Origin of the sequence: Streptomyces sp. NPDC050997 (assembly GCF_040660135.1) — a bacterium.
In the GTDB taxonomy this organism is placed as follows: domain Bacteria; phylum Actinomycetota; class Actinomycetes; order Streptomycetales; family Streptomycetaceae; genus Streptomyces.
Genome location: NZ_JBFAGK010000005.1, coordinates 413,112 through 430,770, shown reverse-complemented (window position 1 = coordinate 430,770; position 17,659 = coordinate 413,112). Strand labels below are relative to the sequence as shown.

Annotated in this window: 18 protein-coding genes; 9 read left to right on the top strand and 9 right to left on the bottom strand. The window is 72.5% G+C overall.

All coding sequences use genetic code 11. The annotated features are described in order from the left end of the window. Positions 1-106 precede the first annotated feature (106 nt). The 5 genes from AB0H86_RS14615 to AB0H86_RS14595 form a co-directional block, all read right to left on the bottom strand. The gene (locus AB0H86_RS14615) at positions 107-751 is read right to left on the bottom strand and encodes a hypothetical protein (protein ID WP_362437143.1); all 645 of its coding nucleotides are present in this window, start codon (positions 749-751) and stop codon (positions 107-109) included. After that, entirely contained in the window at positions 748-2,088 is a 1,341-nt protein-coding gene (locus AB0H86_RS14610; protein WP_362437141.1) for a hypothetical protein, read from the bottom strand. Before AB0H86_RS14610 ends, AB0H86_RS14615 begins: the two co-directional genes overlap by 4 nt. Further along, on the bottom strand, positions 2,085-2,879 hold the full coding sequence (locus AB0H86_RS14605; protein ID WP_362437139.1) for an ABC transporter ATP-binding protein: 795 nt from the start codon (positions 2,877-2,879) through the stop codon (positions 2,085-2,087). Before AB0H86_RS14605 ends, AB0H86_RS14610 begins: the two co-directional genes overlap by 4 nt. 103 nt (positions 2,880-2,982) lie before the next feature. Next, positions 2,983-3,891 (bottom strand): zf-HC2 domain-containing protein, encoded by a 909-nt coding sequence (locus AB0H86_RS14600; protein WP_362437137.1) that lies wholly within the window; start codon positions 3,889-3,891, stop codon positions 2,983-2,985. Then, the gene (locus AB0H86_RS14595) at positions 3,888-4,502 is read right to left on the bottom strand and encodes an RNA polymerase sigma factor (protein WP_362437135.1); all 615 of its coding nucleotides are present in this window, start codon (positions 4,500-4,502) and stop codon (positions 3,888-3,890) included. Before AB0H86_RS14595 ends, AB0H86_RS14600 begins: the two co-directional genes overlap by 4 nt. Before the next feature lie 265 nt (positions 4,503-4,767). Between AB0H86_RS14595 and AB0H86_RS14590 the strand changes: the two genes are divergently transcribed. The 3 genes from AB0H86_RS14590 (at position 4,768) to AB0H86_RS14580 (ending at position 7,481) form a co-directional block, all read left to right on the top strand. Further along, entirely contained in the window at positions 4,768-5,025 is a 258-nt protein-coding gene (locus AB0H86_RS14590; protein ID WP_362437133.1) for a hypothetical protein, read from the top strand. After that, complete coding sequence (gene malQ / locus AB0H86_RS14585) at positions 5,026-7,113, top strand: 4-alpha-glucanotransferase (RefSeq protein ID WP_362437131.1); 2,088 nt, start codon at positions 5,026-5,028, stop codon at positions 7,111-7,113. 80 nt (positions 7,114-7,193) lie between these two features. Next, positions 7,194-7,481, top strand: coding sequence for a hypothetical protein (locus tag AB0H86_RS14580; protein WP_362437129.1), 288 nt, complete (start codon positions 7,194-7,196; stop codon positions 7,479-7,481). Positions 7,482-7,688: 207 nt separating this feature from the next. Here AB0H86_RS14580 and AB0H86_RS14575 read toward each other — a convergent pair whose 3' ends face one another. Then, positions 7,689-8,267: a TetR family transcriptional regulator gene (locus AB0H86_RS14575; protein WP_362437127.1), complete on the bottom strand. Its 579-nt coding sequence runs from the start codon at positions 8,265-8,267 to the stop codon at positions 7,689-7,691. A 143-nt stretch (positions 8,268-8,410) separates the two neighbouring features. Between AB0H86_RS14575 and AB0H86_RS14570 the strand changes: the two genes are divergently transcribed. Further along, a complete protein-coding gene (locus AB0H86_RS14570; protein WP_362437125.1) occupies positions 8,411-9,901 on the top strand; it encodes an FAD-dependent oxidoreductase in 1,491 nt (496 codons plus the stop codon). Positions 9,902-9,924: 23 nt separating this feature from the next. Here the strand turns inward: AB0H86_RS14570 and AB0H86_RS14565 are convergent, their stop codons facing one another. After that, positions 9,925-10,434 carry a MarR family transcriptional regulator gene (locus tag AB0H86_RS14565; RefSeq protein WP_362437123.1) on the bottom strand — a complete coding sequence of 170 codons (510 nt, stop codon included), beginning with the start codon at positions 10,432-10,434 and terminating at the stop codon, positions 9,925-9,927. Positions 10,435-10,564: 130 nt separating this feature from the next. Here AB0H86_RS14565 and AB0H86_RS14560 point away from each other — a divergent pair, with 130 nt between their 5' ends. Continuing rightward, the gene (locus AB0H86_RS14560) at positions 10,565-11,515 is read left to right on the top strand and encodes an EamA family transporter (protein ID WP_362437121.1); all 951 of its coding nucleotides are present in this window, start codon (positions 10,565-10,567) and stop codon (positions 11,513-11,515) included. A 112-nt stretch (positions 11,516-11,627) separates the two neighbouring features. On the opposite strand, the gene pepN is transcribed toward AB0H86_RS14560, so the two are convergent. Next, a complete protein-coding gene (pepN, locus tag AB0H86_RS14555; protein ID WP_362437119.1) occupies positions 11,628-14,201 on the bottom strand; it encodes an aminopeptidase N in 2,574 nt (857 codons plus the stop codon). A gap of 100 nt (positions 14,202-14,301) precedes the next feature. On the opposite strand from pepN, the gene AB0H86_RS14550 reads away from it, so the two are divergent. Both AB0H86_RS14550 and AB0H86_RS14545 read left to right on the top strand, forming a co-directional pair. After that, the gene (locus tag AB0H86_RS14550) at positions 14,302-14,532 is read left to right on the top strand and encodes a ribbon-helix-helix domain-containing protein (RefSeq protein WP_362437117.1); all 231 of its coding nucleotides are present in this window, start codon (positions 14,302-14,304) and stop codon (positions 14,530-14,532) included. After that, positions 14,519-14,866, top strand: a complete 348-nt coding sequence (locus tag AB0H86_RS14545; RefSeq protein WP_362437115.1) for a type II toxin-antitoxin system PemK/MazF family toxin — start codon at positions 14,519-14,521, stop codon at positions 14,864-14,866. Before AB0H86_RS14550 ends, AB0H86_RS14545 begins: the two co-directional genes overlap by 14 nt. Before the next feature lie 63 nt (positions 14,867-14,929). On the opposite strand, the gene AB0H86_RS14540 is transcribed toward AB0H86_RS14545, so the two are convergent. Further along, the gene (locus AB0H86_RS14540) at positions 14,930-15,946 is read right to left on the bottom strand and encodes an aspartate-semialdehyde dehydrogenase (RefSeq protein ID WP_362437113.1); all 1,017 of its coding nucleotides are present in this window, start codon (positions 15,944-15,946) and stop codon (positions 14,930-14,932) included. A gap of 327 nt (positions 15,947-16,273) precedes the next feature. Here AB0H86_RS14540 and AB0H86_RS14535 point away from each other — a divergent pair, with 327 nt between their 5' ends. Both AB0H86_RS14535 and AB0H86_RS14530 read left to right on the top strand, forming a co-directional pair. Further along, the gene (locus tag AB0H86_RS14535; protein WP_362437111.1) at positions 16,274-16,807 is read left to right on the top strand and encodes a sigma-70 family RNA polymerase sigma factor; all 534 of its coding nucleotides are present in this window, start codon (positions 16,274-16,276) and stop codon (positions 16,805-16,807) included. 1 nt (position 16,808) lies between these two features. Then, positions 16,809-17,615 (top strand): hypothetical protein, encoded by an 807-nt coding sequence (locus tag AB0H86_RS14530; RefSeq protein WP_362437109.1) that lies wholly within the window; start codon positions 16,809-16,811, stop codon positions 17,613-17,615. Positions 17,616-17,659: the final 44 nt, after the last annotated feature.

Below are 17,659 nucleotides of genomic sequence, written 5' to 3'. Positions count from 1 at the left end.
CGATCCGGGCTTTTGCATACCCGCCGTCATCGGCGGTTTCGGCAGGGGCGCTTTCGCCACCGAGGGCCCCGTCAGTGGGTGCCTCACCTCCAGGACGTGAGGCCCCTCAGGCGCGCGGTCCCTGGCCCCGCGCACCCCGTACGACGTACAGCGCCGCGCCCGCCGCGAAGACCAGCGCCGCCGCCGTCCAGGCACCGGTCCTGCCGCCCGGCTGCACCGGCCACGCCCACACCGGGCTGGAGCGCCCGTGCGTACCGGCCGACCCCAGGTACACCGCGCTGACATAGCCGAAGGCCGGCAGCCAGCTCAGCCGGGCGCCGAGCAGGGCGGCCGCCGCCGCGGTCAGGCCCGTGCTGCCGAGGGTGTTGCGGATCATCGCGGGGGGACCGAACACGGAGGTGTGTCCGAGCACCGCCACGGACAGCAGGGCCGCGGTGAGCGCGGTCAGCGCCAGGAGATGGACCAGGCGCCGTCGCCACCAGGGGCGGACCGCCGTACGGTCCAGCTCGTCGGACGCGGTGTGCAGGCTCGTCCCGATCACCGCGGCGGCGAACAGCGGGGCCAGCGCCACGACCGGCACCCGCCGTTCCGGATCGACGTAGGCGTCCAGGCCGTCCGCCGCCCATACGGCGAGGGCGGCGGTGGCGAGGAGCGCGGCGAGGGCGCGCGGGACGGCACGCGAGCGGGCGTACAGGAGCGGGCCGTCGAGCGGGGTGGTGGAGCGGGCGTCGAGGCGGCGGGGGTCGGTCACAGCGTCGGCACCTTGCTCAGGTCGCACTCGTTCGCCGTGGCGAAGTAGGCGGACAGCCAGGCGCGGCGCTCTTGCTCGCTCATCGCCCGCAGGCGGGCGCGAGCCTCGAGGCGGTCCTTGAGACGGGCGCGGTCGGCCTCGTCGCTCTCGACCAGTTGCTCGTCGAAGTCCTTCTCCAACGGGCTGGGCGCCAGATAGTGCTCCACGGCGTTGTCGACCGCGTCCAGCGACGGCGCCGAATCGTCGCACTCGGACCGGCCGTACAGCGACATCCCGGCCGCCCACGCGTACTCCCGCGGATCGGCGAGCTCACCCCGTACGACGGTCCAGCCGATCGGCGTGAGCATCGGCAGCCCCACTTCGTCCCGCGCCGGTCCCCCCGGCCTGTCCTCGAACCGCACCGGCAGATTCCGTACGCCCTCCAGCCGGCCGGTGAGTCCGGACAGGGCGTCCTTCACCTGGGGCAGGAGCTTTTCGGAGCGGGCGTTCACACAGATCTGCGGGGTGGTGGAGGTGTCGCACACCTGACGGCGGGCGAGCGGGCCGGTGTGCCACAGACCGTCCCCGGTCTGCACCAGCAGCGTGCCCGCGGCGATCGCGGCGGCCAGCGGCAACAGGGCGACGGCCCGGAGACGGGCCGCGTACGCCAGGACGGCAGCGCCCGCGAGACCGCCCGCCCACGCCGTCATCGCGAGCGGCTGCCACCACACCGGGACCGAGTCGGTCATGGCGTCTACGACCGGCGACAGGGGTGCGTAGGAGTTGTTGCCGCTGCCGTACGTGAGCATGCCGATGCCGACGTACGCGCCCGCCGCCAGCAGCGGTGCCGCGAGCCGCCAGGCCACCAGCCGGCCCACGACCTGGCCCGCCAGGACGGCCGACGCCAGGACCGCCGCGTCCGTGAGCGGTGCGATCACGTACGGGCTGTCGCCCATGGCGCAGTACCAGGTGGCGAGCCAGGCCAGAAGGGCCGCGGCCGCGTAGCCCGCGACCACCCACAGCACCAGCGGCAGCCCCGACGCCAGCAGCCGGGCGAGCGGGGCGCGCGCGGCTGCCGCCAGCAGCTCCTCGGTACGGCGTCTGCGTTCCCGCCCGCCGTGCCAGCAGCCCGCGGCCAGCGCCAGCGGCACGCCGAGCAGCCCCGCCGCCACGTGCAACCGCTCGCGCGTCTCGGCCCAGCCGCCCTGCCACTGGCCGGCGTCGGCACCCAGCGCGACCGCGACCGTCAACAGGACGGCGGCACCGGCCCACGGGCCGAAACCGCGGACCACCTCGGCGCGCAGCGGGTGGTGCGGGTGCGGGGCGGTTTCCGGTCTCCTCTCCGCTACGAGGGTCATCGCGCCATCCCCTCCAGAGCGGGGGTGGCCGACGCGCGGTGGGTGCGCAGGGCCGTCGTGTAGCCGCGCTCGATGGGGTTGTCGCCCACGCCGACGCCGATACCGTCCGCGGACTCGCCGAGTGCGGCGAGCGCGGCGGGTGTCCCGCGGTAGGCGACCCGGCCCGACTCGATCAAGGTGACCTCCGTGCAGGCCGCCGTCACGTCCTCCACCAGGTGCGTGGAGACGACGACGGTGGACGAGCCGCCCAGCTCGCGCAGCAGCTCCCGGAACTCCACCCGCTGTTCCGGATCGAGCCCCGCCGTCGGTTCGTCGAGCAGCAGTACGTCGGGCTCGTTGACGATGGCCTGCGCGATGCCGACGCGGCGCACCATGCCGCCGGACAGCGTCTTCACCTTCGCGTCGACGCGGTCGGCGAGCCCGACCCGTTCGACGGCCCGTTCGACGGCGGCCGGGACCTCGGCGGCGGGCATCTCCTTCAGCCAGGCCACGTACGCGACGAACTCGCGCACGGTGAAGCCCGGGTAGTAGCCGAACTCCTGCGGCAGATAACCCAGCCGCCGGCGCACCACGGCCCGCTTCCGGTGCTCGCGGACGTCGTCCCCGAGCAGCTCCACCCGGCCGCCGGTCGGCGCGGCGACCGTGGCGAGGACCCGGATCAGCGAGGTCTTGCCGGCGCCGTTCGGACCCAGCAGGCCGTGCACGCCGGGACCGAAGTCGAGGTCCACCGAGTCGAGGGCGACGGTTCTGCGGTGCCGGACGTGCAGACCGGTCACTCGTATCGTGCTCAACGGTTCTCCAGAGGTGGGTGGGAGGCGGACGCGGTCCGCACTCTCGTGGCTGTGCCCGCCGTGCCTGCTGCTGTGCCTGCTGTGCCTGCCGTGCCTGCCGTGCTCAACGCCGTTCCAGGCGGTCGTAGGCGGGTCGGCGGGCGGCCAGCAGGACGGCGGACAGGACGGCCGCCGCTGCCCAGCCGCCCTGTGCCGGGGCGCCGTCGAGGCAGTACTGGAGCTGCTCGGCCAGCCGGGCCGTCAGGTGCCCGCCCGGGGCTGCGAGCACCGGGGCGAGCACGGCGCAGAGCCAACCGCCGCCGGTCACGGCCGTCGCCGTACGGACGTCGACATAGCCGGCCAGGGCGAGCGAGGCCAGCGTCAGCGCGAGCCCCGGCAGCAGCCAGGCCGCCGCGCCCGGCGCGTCCGAGGACGGCACCAGCAGCCCCGCCAGCGTCAGCAGCGGCACACTCACCGCCAGCACGGCGGCCGTCCGCGTCAGCACCAGCCGCAGCCCGGCGGAGGGTGTCGAAGCGGCGATCTCGTGCAGCGGGTCGGCGTGCGCCCCGTAGGACAGGGCCACCCCGGCGACCGGTACGACGGGGGCGACGGCCAGCAGCAGAGGCCGTACGCCGGTGATGTCGGCCCCGTACGCGAGCGCCACGGCACCGAAGGCCACGAGCAGCACGGCGGGCAGCCAGGCCCCGCGCACGGCGGGCCCGGCGGCCCAGAGGAGGTGGGCGAGGCGGGGGCCGGGGGAGGGGAGAGCGAGGGGGCGGGCGCGGGGGCGGGCATGGGGCTGAGTCGTGGTCGGCGTCGTGGCGGTCGGCAGGGTGGGCGCGGCTCCCAGGACCGCCTCCCGTACCTGCGCCAGGGCCACTCCCGCCGCCGTCTCACGTACGGCCCGGGACACGCGGCTCGCGCACCGGCCGCAGGTTTCGAGGTGTTTCTCCAGGGACCAGGCGTCCGGTTCCGGGAGGGAGCCGTCGCCGTAGCGGGAGACGAGGTCGTCGGACGCGTGCCAGCCGGTCATGCCGGGCCTCCCATCGGTGACGGGTTCAACTGGGCGAGAGCCGCGCGGAGTTCGGCGCGGGCGCGCATCGCGCGGGACTTGACGGTCCCCTCCGGGATGCCGAGCAGTCGGGCCGCCTCGCGCGTGGTCAGTCCGTCGACGACCGTGGCGCGCAGCACCTCGCGCAGCTCGGGCGAGATCCGGTCGAGGGCTGTGCCCACGTCGCCGTACTCCAGCGCCGCCAGCACCCGGTCCTCCGCGGACGGCGCGACCGCGGCGGACTCGTACCCGGTGCTCGTCGGCTCCAGCGGCGCCCCCGTGACCCGCGCCGCCCGCTCGTGCGCCCGGCGCGCGTCGACCAGGCGGCGCGCGGCGATCGTCCACAGCCAGCCGCCGGCCTCCTCGCCGCGATGCCCGGCCGCCGACCGCCACACGGTCACGAAGGTGTCCTGCAACACCTCGCGCACGACCTCGGGATCGGCGCAACGCCGGGTCAGCCGCGCGTGCAGCCATCCCGCGTGCCGGTCGTACAGCGCGGCCATGGCCGCCGAGTCGCCGGCCGCGACCGCCCGCAACAGTGCCGCGTCAGAGCCCTCTGCGTCTCCATGGTCCTTCTCGCGGTGGCCCCCCATGGGGCGGAACAGTCTCACACCCCGTCTATCGACGACCTCGGAGCGTACGGTTCACGCGGCTCGCCGCACTCCGGCGCCCCGAGCGCCGGCGGACCTGCCCGTCAGGGAACGGGAGCAGCCGTCATGCGGTGTTTGCCTCAGTCTGGGAATACCGCACTCGAACAGATTGTGATAAGAGGCACGTTGTTCCCTCGGGTACGTCTGCCCTCGCGACCACTGGGTAGGGCTGCGGTATCCGCACGTCGTACTCGACAAGGAGGCCCCCGTGGCCGCATCTGCACCCCTTCTGCTCCCGGCCCTTTCCAAACCCGAGGCGGACCCTTCCGCCCTGTCCGCCCTGCCCGAGGCGGAACCGTCCGCCGCATCCGATCTTCACCTGTGCATGTTCAGCGCGGAGGGCGCCTGCGTCGAGGCACCCCTCACCAGCGAACCGCCCCTGCCCGACGCCGAGCCCCTCACCAGCGAGCCGCCGCTCGGCGACGCCCCGCTGACCAGCGAGTCCGATGCCCACGCGGAGCCGTAGATGACGGCGCCCCGGCCGGTCGAGCCACTCACCGAGGACCTGTCCCGGCTCGCCGCGCTGTATGGCGTCTCCACCTCCTACAGCCCCTCCCCGGACCGTACGGTCCCGGCCTCGGCCACCGCCGTCACCCGGACCCTGACCGCCCTGGGCGTCGCCGCCGACAGCCCCGAGGCGGTCCGCGCCGCGCGCACGGCCCGGGAAGCGGGGCTGCGCGGACGGCTGCTGCCGCCGACCGTGGTGGGCTGGAGCGGCAGTACGCCCGAAGCCCTCGACGCCCTCCCGGCCGGCACCCGGCTGAGCATCACCACCGAACAGGGCGAGACCCGCGCCGCCGCCGATCAACTCCCGCCCGGAGTCCACCGGTTGGCCGCGACCGCCCCCGACGGCCGCACCGCCGACGCCCACTTGATCGTCGCCCCGCCCCGGCTGCCCGCGCCCCCCGGACGCTCGTACGGGCTGCTCGTGCAGCTCTACTCCCTCCTTTCCCGCCGCTCCTGGGGCATGGGAGACCTCGGCGACCTCGCCGAACTGGCCTCCTGGGCGGGCCGGGCGCTCGGCGCCGGATTCGTCCAGGTCAACCCGCTGCACGCGGCCGTGCCCGGCGCCCCCACGGATCCCTCCCCCTACCGTCCCTCCTCGCGCCGCTTCCCGGATCCGGTCCATCTGCGGGTGGCGGACATCCCCGAGTACGCCCATGTCGAGGACCGCGAGCGCGTACGGGCCCTGCTGGAGCGGGCCGACGGGCTGCGCGCCTCCGTACTGGAGAAGTCCGCGCTGATCGACCGGGACGCCGTGTGGGAGCTCAAGCGGGAGGCGCTGGAGCTGGTGCGGGCCGTACCGCTCGGGCCGGGCCGACGCGCCGCCTACGGCGACTACCTCGCCGAGCAGGACGAGGCCCTGGAGGACCACGCCACCTGGTACGCGCTCGCCGAGGTGCACGGCTCCGACTGGCATCGGTGGCCGGCCGGCCTGCGTGACCCGCGCTCCGCCGAAACGGCCCGCGCCCGCGAGGAGTTGATGGACCACGTCGACTTCTACTGCCGCCTCGCCTGGCTCACCGACACCCAGCTCACCGCCGCCCAGCGCGCGGCCCGCGAGGCGGGCATGCCGGTCGGGATCGTCCATGACCTCGCTGTCGGTGTGCACCCCGAGGGCGCCGACGCCTGGGCGCAGCAGGAGTACTTCGCGGCCGGCATGTCGGTCGGCGCGCCCCCGGACGCCTTCAACGCGCGCGGCCAGGACTGGGGGCTGCCGCCCTGGCGCCCCGACCGTCTGGCCGAGTCCGGCTACGCGCCCTTCCAGCACCTGCTGCGGGCGCTGTTCCGCTATGCCGGCGCCCTGCGGATCGACCACGTCATGGGCCTGTTCCGGCTGTGGTGGGTCCCGCTGGGCGAGGCGCCCACGGACGGTACGTACGTCCACTACGACGCCGAGGCCATGCTCGCCGTCCTCGTGCTGGAGGCCTGGCGGGCCGGGGCGGTGGTGATCGGCGAGGACCTGGGCACCGTCGAACCCGGGGTGCGCGAGACGCTGCGCGAGCGGGGCGTGCTCGGCACGTCGGTGCTGTGGTTCGAGCGCGACTGGGAGGGCGACGGCCGCCCCCTGGCCCCCGACCGCTGGCGCGCCGACTGCCTGGCCACCGCCACCACCCACGACCTGCCGTCCACCGCCGCCCGCCTCACCGGCGAACACGTCGAACTCCGCGACAGCCTGGGCCTGTTGACCCGCCCTCTGGAGGAGGAGCGGGCCGAGGCCGCCGCGGACACGGCGGAGTGGCTGGGCCTGCTCACCCGACTCGGCCTCCTCCAGGGCACGGGCGGCGGCTCCGACGCCTCCTCGGAGGAAGCCGAGATCCAGGCCGTCCACCGCTTCCTGCTGCGCACCCCGGCCCGCATGCTCGGCATCTGGCTCCCGGACGGCGTGGGCGACCGCCGTCCCCAGAACCTCCCGGGGACCTGGGACCAGTACCCGAACTGGCGGTTGCCGATCGCGGACGCGGAGGGCAGGCCGGTGACACTGGAGGAGCTGGCCGGGTCACCGAGGCTGCACGCGTTGATGGAGGTGCTGCGGGAGTCGGCGGAGGGCTGATCGCCTCATACGGCACCCCGATCGCCTCATACGGCACCCCGGACGAGCGCCGCCCACCGGCGTTCGATACTTTTGGCACCGTGGACAAGAAGAACGCCCTGCGCGCCGGTGCCCTGGCTGCCGGTACGACGCTGATGATGCTGCTCATGTCGTCCCCCGCGTTCGCGCTGACCCCCGACGACGGCGACGATCCGGGCTCGGGCCTGAGCGTCGTCGAGACGCTGGGCCTGTATGTCGTGGCCCCCCTCGTGCTGTTCGGGGTCATCGCGGGCCTGGTCCTGGTCCTCGACAAGTCGCACGAGTCGCACCGGGTCACCACCCGCAACATCAAGACCAAGCCCAAGGCCGAGGCCGGCTCGAAGGCCTGAATGGTCTGACAGGGCTGCCGGTCCCCACCCGGGGACGGGTACCCCGCACGCTCTTCGCAGGGCGCCGCGCCCGCCGCACGTACGCGCATCAGCCCGTACGTGGGTGCTGGGCCGGCGCCCTTGCGTGTTCCCGGTGAGATGCGGGCCGCGCAGATCTCCGCGCCGGCTCGGCTCACTGAGCCCGGCCTGGTCCCGCGCACCGTCCCCTCACGGACTGGGCGCCGTGAAATACCGCTGCACCGTCGGCCCCAGCCACGCCACCGCCTCCTCGCGGACCAGCGCGACGGCCGGCGGAAACCGCAGGACGTACCGCGTCAGCGCCAGCCCCAGCAACTGGGTGGCCACGAGCGCCGCCCGGGTCGGAGCCTGCTCGGGGTCGGGGCACACCTGACGGGCGACCGGCAGCAACTGGTCCCGGAAGATGCCCTGCACACGCCGGGCCCCGTCCTGATTGGTCACGCCGACCCGCAGCAGTGCGGTGAGCACCTCGTTCTCCTCCCACATGTCGAGGAAGTGGTTCACCAGCACCCGGCCGACGTCCTCCCGCGGCAGTGACCCCAGGTCCGGCATTTTCAGATCGACCGCGACGGCCGCCGCGAACAGGCCCTCCTTGTTGCCGAAGTAGCGCATCACCATCGACGGGTCGATGACCGCGTCCTTGGCGATGGCGCGAATGGTGGCCCGCTCGTAGCCGTCGGCCGCGAAGCGCTCCCGCGCGGCGGCGAGGATCGCGTTCCGGGTCGCGTCAGAGCGCTTTGCCTTCGGGGGAGACGTGCTTTCAGCCATGCCAACAAGCGTAGGTCAACATGTGTTGGTCAACAAGCGTTGACATCTCGCGCCGACCGCCCTAACTTTACCAACAGTTGTTGGCCAACAGTTGTTGGCCAACAGGAGTTGACCAACAGGAGTTGGCATCCCAGGAGGTCCCCATGAACGGCACCACTGGCACCACCGGCCCCACCAACAACACGCCTCCCGTGATCATCGTCGGCTCCGGCCCCACCGGTCTCCTGCTGGCCGGTGACCTCGCCACCGCAGGCGTCCCCGTCACCCTCCTCGAAAAGCGCCCCCACGAGATCAGCAACCTCTCCCGCGCCTTCGTCCTGCACGCCCGCACCCTGGAACAGCTCGACGCCCGGGGTCTGGCCGACGACGTCGAGGCGGCCGGCCGCACCCTCGACAGCCTTCGCCTCTTCACCCGCCTCGAAGTCGACCTCGCCGCCCTCCCCTCCCGCTTCAACCACCTGCTCGTCATCCCGCAGTACGAGGTCGAGAAGGCCCTGGAGCGGCGAGCCGTCGCGGCAGGCGTGGAGTTCCGGTACGGGTCCGAGGTGACCGGGCTGACCCAGGACGCGGACGGGGTCACCGTCGAGGTGAGCGGCCCCGGCGGGGAGGCTGAGACGCTGCGTGCCGCGTATGTCGTCGGCGCCGACGGGATGCGCAGCGTCGTCCGGAACGCCATCGGGTTGCCGTTCCCCGGCCGCTCCGTCATCCGGTCCATCGTGCTGGCGGACGTGAAGCTCGCCGAGGAGCCCGCGGTCGTGTTCACCGCCAGTGCCGACCGTGGCGTCTTCGCCTTCCTCGCGCCCTTCGGGGACGGGTACTACCGCGTCTTCGGCTGGCACTACGGCCGCGACGTGTCCGACAGTGAGCCCGTCGACCTCGACGAGATCAAGGAGATCGCCCGGATCGCCTTCGGCCGGGACTTCGGGATGCACGACCCCCGCTGGATGTCCCGCTTCCACAGTGACGAACGCCAGGCGCCCGCCTACCGCGTGGGCCGTGTCTTCCTCGCCGGGGACGCCGCGCACGTCCACAGCCCCGCCGGCGGGCAGGGTCTGAACACCGGCCTGCAGGACGCGGCCAACCTCAGCTGGAAGCTCGCCCAGGTCGTCCACGGCCACGCGGGTCCGGAACTCCTCGACACCTACCAGGCCGAGCGGCACCCTATCGGCCGGGCCGTGCTGCGCAGCAGTGGCGGCCTGGTCCGGCTCGGGATGGCCAAGCGCCCCTGGACCCTGGCGCTGCGGTCGGCGGTGACCGGTTTCCTCAAGGCCGTCGGCCCGGCCCGCCGCAAGATGGTCGGCCAGATCTCCGGTATCGGCTACCGGTACGCCGCGCCCCGAGGCGCCCACCGCCTCACCGGCACCCGCGTCCCGGACGTGGCCCTGGAGAGCGGCCGCCTCTACGAGGCCCTGCGCGGCGGACGGTTCGTGCTGATCACGCCGAAGACGTCCGCGTCGTACGAGGAGCAGGGCGCCGCCCGCAAGGACCGGCTCACGGTGGAGCACTGGGCGAGCGACCGGCGTACGGCAATGCTGGTGCGCCCCGACGGCTACGTGGCCTGGGCGGCCGACACCGCCGACCCCTCCGCCGCCCCCTCCGCGATCGAGACGGCCCTCGCCGCACACGTCGGCTGAGCCGTCCCCGAGGAGCGGGGGCGCTACGTGTCCGCCGATTCCGTCGAGAGCAGCAACTCCCGCAACAGGTCGGCCAGTTGGCCGGCCTGTTCGGTGTGCAGGGCGGACAGGGCCTCGGTCTGGACGGCGAGGCCCGCGCCGACGGCCCGGTCGACAAGGTCCAGCCCCGTGTCGGTGAGGGTCACCTGGAGGCCCCGACGGTCGTGCGGGTCGGGGGAGCGGCGCAGCAGTCCGGCCCGTTCCAGTTTGTCGAGGCGGCCGGTCATCCCGCCGGTGGTGAGCATGAGCGTCGCCGACAGCTGGCGGGGTGAGAGGGCGTAGGGCTCGCCGGAGCGGCGCAGGGTGGCCAGGACGTCGAACTCGCCGCGGGAGATGCCGAGGGTGGCGTACGCCTTGTTCATACGGTCGCCCATCGCGCGCGAGAGCCGGTAGACCCGGCCGAAGACCTCCATGGCGGCGGTGTCGAGGTCGGGCCGCACGGTGGCCCACTGCTCGATGATCGCGTCGACCGGGTCCTTGCGCTGTGCACTCATGCGATGAGTATCCGTTGTCCGCAGGGTTCCGGTCACGGGTTCCGGTCACCCGCAAGAAAGTAACTTGACTGTAAGTTGCTTAGAGCTAAGCTAATTACCGTCAAGCTACCTTCTGGGAAGGGTGCCGGTCATGAAGCGGCCCACGACCGTTCTGCTCACCGCCCTCGCCCCCGTCTCCTGGGGCACCACGTACGCCGTCACCACCGAGCTCCTGCCGGCCGACCGCCCTCTGTTCACCGGCCTCATGCGTGCCCTGCCCGCCGGGCTGGTCCTGCTGGCGATCGCCCGGGTACTGCCGCGCGGTGTCTGGTGGGGCAAGGCGGCGGTGCTGGGGGCGCTGAACATCGGCGCCTTCTTCCCGCTGCTGTTCCTGTCGGCGTACCGGATGCCGGGCGGTATGGCGGCGGTCGTCGGGTCGGTCGGGCCGCTGTTCGTCGTGGGGCTCTCGGCGCTGCTGCTGGGACAGCGGCCGACGGCCCGCAGCGTGCTCACCGGATTCGTCGCCGCCTCCGGGGTGAGCCTGGTCGTGCTGAAGGCGGCCGGCGCGCTCGACCCCGTCGGGGTGCTGGCCGCCCTCGCCTCGACCGCCTCGATGTCGACCGGCACCGTACTGACCAAGCGGTGGGGCCGCCCGGACGGCGTGGGCCCGCTGGCGCTCACCGCCTGGCAGCTCACCGCGGGCGGTCTGCTCATCGCCCCGCTCGCCCTCCTCGTCGAGGGCGCGCCGCCCGCGCTGGACGGCCGGGCGATCGGCGGCTACCTCTACCTGGCGCTGGCGAACACGGCGGTCGCGTACTGGCTCTGGTTCCGCGGCATCGGCCGGCTCACCGCCACCCAGGTCACCTTCCTCGGCCCGCTGTCCCCCCTGACCGCCGCCGTGGTCGGCTGGGCGGCGCTCGGGCAGGCCCTCACACCGGTGCAGCTGGCGGGCATGGCGCTGGCCTTCGGGGCGACGGTGGCGGGACAGCTCGGGGAGTCGGGGCCGCGCCCACCCGCTCGATCGTTCAGCCTCACCGAAGGACGTACCCGAAAGGACTCGAAGGGCCTGACGGGCCTGACGGGTCCGGCGCTGCGACGGTAGACGACGAGCCGCGCGGGTGCTGGCACGCGAACGGGGGCGTCCGGTTCGGCACCGGACGCCCCCGTCGTCGTACTAGCGGCTACTAGCGGCTACTGCCGGCCACCACCGGCTCCTACTCGGCCGCCGCGTCCGCGGCCTGCGCCTTCAACGCGCGTTCCACGCCCGCGCGGGACTCGGAGATCAGCCGCCGCAGGGCCGCGCTGGGCTCCGCGGAGGCCAGCCACTCGTCCGTCAGGCGCAGGGTGTCCTGCGAGACCTGGAGCGACGGGTAGAGGCCGACCGCGATCTGCTGGGCGATCTCGTGCGAGCGGTCCTCCCAGATGTCCTTGACCACGGTGAAGAACGTCTCCGTGTACGGGGCGAGCAGCTCACGCTGGTCGGTCTGGACGAAGCCGCCGATGACCGCCTCCTGGACGGCGTTCGGCAGCTTGTCGGACTCGACGACCGACGCCCACGCCTCCGCCTTGGCCTCCTCGGTCGGACGGGCGGCCCGGGCGGTGGCCGCGTGCCGCTCACCGGCGGCGGTCTTGTCCCGCTCGTACTCGCCGGTGATCTCCGCCTCGTCGTAGCGCCCCACGGCGGCCAGGCGCTGCACGAACGACCAGCGCAGCTCGGTGTCGACGGCCAGGCCCTCGATCGTCTGCGTGCCCTCCAGCAGCGCGTCCAGCAGATCGAGCTGCTCCGGGGTCCGCGCGGTCGCGGCGAACGCGCGTGCCCACGCCAGCTGGTGGTCGCTGCCCGGCGCCGCCGCGCGCAGGTGCGCCAGCGTGGCGTCCGTCCAGCGGGTCAGCAGGGCCTCGCGGGCGCTCGGGTCGGCGTACAGCTCGATCGCCAGCTTCACCTGGCGGTGCAGCGACTGCACGACGCCGATGTCGGACTCCTTGCCGATGCCGGACAGCACCAGGGACAGGTAGTCGCGGGTCGGCAGCTCGGCGTCCCGGGTCATGTCCCACGCCGACGCCCAGCACAGCGCGCGGGGCAGGGACGACTCGAAGTCGCCGAGGTGCTCGGTGACGAAGGCGAGGGACCGCTCGTCGAGGCGGACCTTCGCGTACGACAGGTCGTCGTCGTTCAGCAGCACCACGGCCGCCCTGCGCTTGCCCACCAGCTGGGGTACGGCGGTCAGTTCGCCGTCCACGTCCAGCTCGACGCGCTCGTCCCGGACCAGCTTGCCGCTGTCCTCGTCGAGCTCGTAGAGGCCGACGGCGATGCGGTGCGGGCGCAGCGTGGGCTCGCCCTTCGCGCCCGTCGGCAGGGCCGGGGCCTCCTGGCGGATCGCGAAGGACGTGATGACACCGTCGGCGTCCGTCTCGATCTCGGGCCGCAGGATGTTGATACCGGCGGTCTGGAGCCACTTCTGCGACCAGGTCCCCAGGTCACGGCCGGAGGTCTCCTCCAGCGCGCCCAGCAGGTCGGACAGACGGGTGTTGCCGTACGCGTGCGCCTTGAAATACGCCTGCACGCCCGCGAAGAACTCGTCCGAGCCGACGTACGCGACGAGCTGCTTCAGTACGGAGGCGCCCTTGGCGTACGTGATGCCGTCGAAGTTGACGAGCACGTCGTCGAGGTCGTTGATCTCGGCCATGATCGGGTGCGTGGACGGCAGTTGGTCCTGGCGGTACGCCCACGTCTTCATGGAGTTAGCGAAGGTGGTCCAGGAGTGCGGCCAGCGGCTCCCCGGCGCGTGCGCCTGGCAGGCGATGGAGGTGTAGGTGGCGAACGACTCGTTCAGCCACAGGTCGTTCCACCACTCCATGGTGACCAGGTCGCCGAACCACATGTGGGCCAGCTCGTGCAGGATCGTCTCGGCGCGCATCTCGTAGGCGGCGTCCGTCACCTTGGACCGGAACACGTACTGGTCGCGGATGGTGACCGCGCCCGCGTTCTCCATCGCGCCCGCGTTGAACTCCGGCACGAACAGCTGGTCGTACTTCTTGAACGGGTACGGGTAGTCGAACTTCTCCTGGAACCAGTCGAAGCCCTGCCGGGTCACCTCGAAGATGGCGTCCGAGTCGAGGTGCTCGGCGAGCGAGGGACGGCAGTAGATGCCGAGCGGGACCGACTGGCCGTCCTTCTCGTACACGCTGTGCACCGAGTGGTACGGGCCGACGATCAGCGCGGTGATGTACGACGAGATCCGCGGCGTCGGCTCGAACTCCCAGACGCTGTCCTTCGGTTCGGGCGTCGGCGAGTTGGAGATGACCGTCCAGCCGTCCGGCGCCTTCACGGTGAACTGGAAGGTGGCCTTGAGGTCGGGCTGCTCGAAGCTCGCGAAGACGCGGCGGGCGTCCGGCACCTCGAACTGGGTGTACAGGTAGGCCTGGTTGTCGACGGGGTCGACGAACCGGTGCAGGCCCTCCCCGGTGTTGGTGTACGCGCAGTCGGCGACGACCCGCAGGATGTTGCGGCCCTCCAGCAGACCGGGCAGCGCGATCCGGGAGTCCGCGAAGAGCTCGGCGGGGTCGAGCGCGTCGCCGTTGAGAGCGACCTCGTGGACGGTCGGGGCGACCAGGTCGATGAAGGACTCCGTGCCGGATTCGGCGACGTCGAAGCGCACCGTGGTCACGGACCTGTAAGTGCCGCCCTCCTGCGCGCCGGAGAGGTCGAGATCGATCTCGTACGAGTCAACGGTGAGCAGCTTCGCCCGCTGCTGCGCCTCTTCGCGAGTCAGGTTTGTGCCAGGCACGCGGTCATCTCCTCGTTATGTGTGGGTTGCGCCATCCTTCCACGAAGCGGGCTCCGTTTGGAGTGGCCGACCTTTGCCTACCCTTGGTAGCATCGAGGGTATGAAGATCAGTGTGAGCCTGCCACAGGAGGATGTCGCCTTCGTCGACGAGTACGCGGCCAGAACCGAGGCCGAGTCCCGGTCCGCCGTGATACACGCCGCGATCGAGCTGCTGCGCGCGGCTCAGTTGGAGGCGGAGTACACGGAGGCGTTCGCCGAGTGGGACGGCAGCGGCGACGCCGAGTTCTGGGACGGGCTCACGGGAGACGGACTGACTGATGAAGCGCGGTGACATCTACCTCGTCGACTACGAACCCACCCGGGGCGCCGAGGCGAACAAGGCGCGCCCCTCGGTGATCGTGTCCAACGACGGCGCCAACCAGTCGGTCGAGCGCCACGGCCGGGGTGTTGTCACGGTGGTGCCGCTGACGTCCAACACGACGCGGGTCCTCACCTTCCAGGTGTTCCTCAGCGCGGGCGAGTGTCACCTGCCGAAGGACTCCAAGGCGCAGTGCGAGCAGGTGAGGGCCGTCGCCGCGGAGCGGTTGCTGCGGCGGCTCGGCTCGCTCCCGCGCCAGCGGATGGCCGAGATCGACTTGGCGCTCCGGCGTCACCTGGCTCTCTGAGAACCCGGAGGGCGGCCACGAGCCCGCGAGCTGGTGGCCGCCCCCCCCCAGGACAGCGAGGCGTCAGCCCTTCAGCTCCGCCGCCACCAGCTCCGCGATCTGCACCGCGTTCAGCGCGGCGCCCTTGCGGAGGTTGTCGTTGGAGAGGAACAGGGCGAGGCCGTTGTCGACGGTCTCGTCCCGGCGGATGCGGCCGACGTACGACGGGTCCTGGCCGGCCGCCTGGAGCGGGTTGGGGACCTCGGTGAGGGCGACGCCGGGCGCACCGCCGAGCAGCTCCTTCGCGCGCTCCACGCTGATCGGGCGGGCGAAGCGGGCGTTGACCTGGAGGGAGTGACCCGTGAAGACCGGGACGCGGACGCAGGTGCCGGAGACCTTCAGCTCGGGGATCTCCAGGATCTTGCGGGACTCGTGGCGGAGCTTCTGCTCCTCGTCGGTCTCGTGCAGCCCGTCGTCGACGATCGAACCGGCCAGCGGCAGCACGTTGTACGCGATCGGGGCGACGTACTTGTTCGGCGCGGGGAACTCCGCCGCCGATCCGTCGTGCGTGAGCTTCGGCGCGTCCTCGCCGACCTTCTTGACCTGCTCGAACAGCTCGTCCACGCCGGCCAGACCGGAGCCGGAGACCGCCTGGTAGGTGGCCACGACCAACGCTTCGAGGCCCGCCTCGGCGTGCAGCGGCCGCAGGACCGGCATCGCGGCCATCGTCGTGCAGTTCGGGTTGGCGATGATGCCCTTGGGGCGGTTGGCGATCGCGTGCGGGTTCACCTCGGCCACCACGAGGGGTACGTCCGGGTCGCGGCGCCACGCGGAGGAGTTGTCGATCACGACCGCGCCCTGCGAGGCCACCTTCTCGGCCAGCGCCTTCGAGGTCGAGCCGCCCGCCGAGAACAGCACGATGTCCAGGCCGGTGTAGTCGGCGGTGGTCGCGTCCTCCACGGTCACGCCGTCCAGGACCGTTCCCGCCGAGCGGGCCGAGGCGAACAGCCGCAGCTCGGTCACGGTGAAGTCACGCTCCGTGAGAATCCTGCGCATGACCGTACCGACCTGACCGGTGGCTCCGACGATTCCGACCCTCACGGCGACTCCCTGTGTCTGTCTTTGCGTGCGTGTTGCCTGGCCGAGGCTTTTCCATGATGCGGCCGACAAGGGTCCACCTGTCCAGTTCTTTGGCCGCCATGCCCGAGGGCTGGGACACCCTGGGACGGCCCACGGTTGCGGAACTCCCGTCCACACCCCCACTGAGCTGCAGGAATTCGCCCTACGACCGCTTCGGGCCGCAAGCTGTGCGGCTTCCCCCGACGGTGTGACGTACACCTCTGAAGACACCTCTGAAGGATTTCCCGCGGTTCCGCCGAACGTTTCCGCGCGCCACGGCGTCGTAGAGGAAACGCGGTGAGGGGAGGGGTGTCTGTGCTGCGCGGAAGGGCCCGTCGCGCGCCGGGGGACGAACACGACGATCCCCTGGACGCGGCTCAGGAACGCCGGGTGCGAGCGGTGCTCGCCCTGGGCGGGGTGCCGCAGGCGGACCTGCCGGACGGGGTGCAGCAGGTCCGCCTGAGGTTGCTGGAGCGCGTGGCGCGCGGCTACGAGGCGCCGCGTGACGTGTCCGCGTGGGCGGCGGTCGTCGCCTCCAACCTGGCCATGGACTGGCACCGGGCCAAGCGCCGCCAGGAGCGCATCGGCGAGCGCCTGGCCTCCCTGCGCCAGCTGGAACACCCCTCCGGCGAGGACACCAGCGTGCTCTCCCTCGCCATCGCCCAGGGCCTGGACGAGCTGCCCGACGCCCTGCGCCAGGTCGTCGTCCTGCGTTTCTACGCCGACCTGCCGGTGCGCGGGATCGCCACGGAACTCGGCATCCCGGAGGGCACGGTCAAGAGCAGGCTGCACACGGCGGTCCGGGCCCTGCGCGCCCGTCTGCACGAGGACGAGGTGGTGTGACATGACCGCCGAACACGACGGCTCCGCCGAACACGACGGCTCCGCCGAACACGACGGCTCCGCCGAACACGACGGCTCCGCCGAACACGACGGACGCGCCGACATGGACGCGCTGATGGCCGCGATCACCGAGGAGTCGCTGTCCGACGCCGACCGCGCGGACGCGGCCTTCATGGCCGAACACCGTGCCGCCGAGTCCGATCTCGCGCTGCTGCGCGAGCAGTTGGGGCTCATCGGCCACGCCCTCGGCGAGCCCTCGGAGGGTGCGAGGACCGTTCCGCGACGTCCGTCACGGCCCCGCCGCCGGGCCTTCAGGGTTGCCTTCGGCGCCCTCGCGGTGGCCGCCGTCGCGGTCGTGCTGTCGGGCATGGGCTGGCTGCTGAGCCAGGCCGGGAACGGCATCGATGCCGCGTCGGACAGCGACGGCAGCGCGGCCTCCAGGGACGACAGCGCGGCCTCCAAGCAGGAGTCCGGCGTCCGCTTCGGCAGCCCCCGGTACCTGGCCTGCGCCCGCACGGTCGTCGAGGGCACGGTCACCCGCCTCGAACAGCTCCCCGGCGCCGAACAGCTGCGCGTCACCGTGCACGTGACCCGCTACTACAAGCCGGAGCGGGGAGAGGACCGGCTCACCTTCGTGATCGGCCGGTACGACGTCACCGACCTGCACAAGGGCGACCAGGTCCTGCTCGGCGTCCCCCGCGACGCCGCCACGCCCGACCACTGGGCCGTCGGCGAGCAGGAGGTCGCCCGCGAACGGGCCTGGATCACCGCCTCGCTGCCCGAGTCCCGCACCCTGACCTGCGCATGAGACAAGGGCGGGCGCCCGTCATGACGACGAACGCCCGCCCCTCG

Bases quoted from the DNA above. Each gene is read 5' to 3' on its own strand.
- AB0H86_RS14610 (WP_362437141.1), bottom strand. From the start codon at position 2,088: ATGACCCTCGTAGCGGAGAGGAGACCGGAAACCGCCCCGCACCCGCAC.
- AB0H86_RS14600 (WP_362437137.1), bottom strand. From the start codon at position 3,891: ATGACCGGCTGGCACGCGTCCGACGACCTCGTCTCCCGCTACGGCGAC.
- AB0H86_RS14595 (WP_362437135.1), bottom strand. From the start codon at position 4,502: ATGGGGGGCCACCGCGAGAAGGACCATGGAGACGCAGAGGGCTCTGAC.
- malQ (WP_362437131.1), top strand. From the start codon at position 5,026: ATGACGGCGCCCCGGCCGGTCGAGCCACTCACCGAGGACCTGTCCCGG.
- AB0H86_RS14575 (WP_362437127.1), bottom strand. From the start codon at position 8,267: ATGGCTGAAAGCACGTCTCCCCCGAAGGCAAAGCGCTCTGACGCGACC.
- AB0H86_RS14570 (WP_362437125.1), top strand. From the start codon at position 8,411: ATGAACGGCACCACTGGCACCACCGGCCCCACCAACAACACGCCTCCC.
- AB0H86_RS14565 (WP_362437123.1), bottom strand. From the start codon at position 10,434: ATGAGTGCACAGCGCAAGGACCCGGTCGACGCGATCATCGAGCAGTGG.
- AB0H86_RS14560 (WP_362437121.1), top strand. From the start codon at position 10,565: ATGAAGCGGCCCACGACCGTTCTGCTCACCGCCCTCGCCCCCGTCTCC.
- AB0H86_RS14550 (WP_362437117.1), top strand. From the start codon at position 14,302: ATGAAGATCAGTGTGAGCCTGCCACAGGAGGATGTCGCCTTCGTCGAC.
- AB0H86_RS14545 (WP_362437115.1), top strand. From the start codon at position 14,519: ATGAAGCGCGGTGACATCTACCTCGTCGACTACGAACCCACCCGGGGC.
- AB0H86_RS14530 (WP_362437109.1), top strand. From the start codon at position 16,809: ATGACCGCCGAACACGACGGCTCCGCCGAACACGACGGCTCCGCCGAA.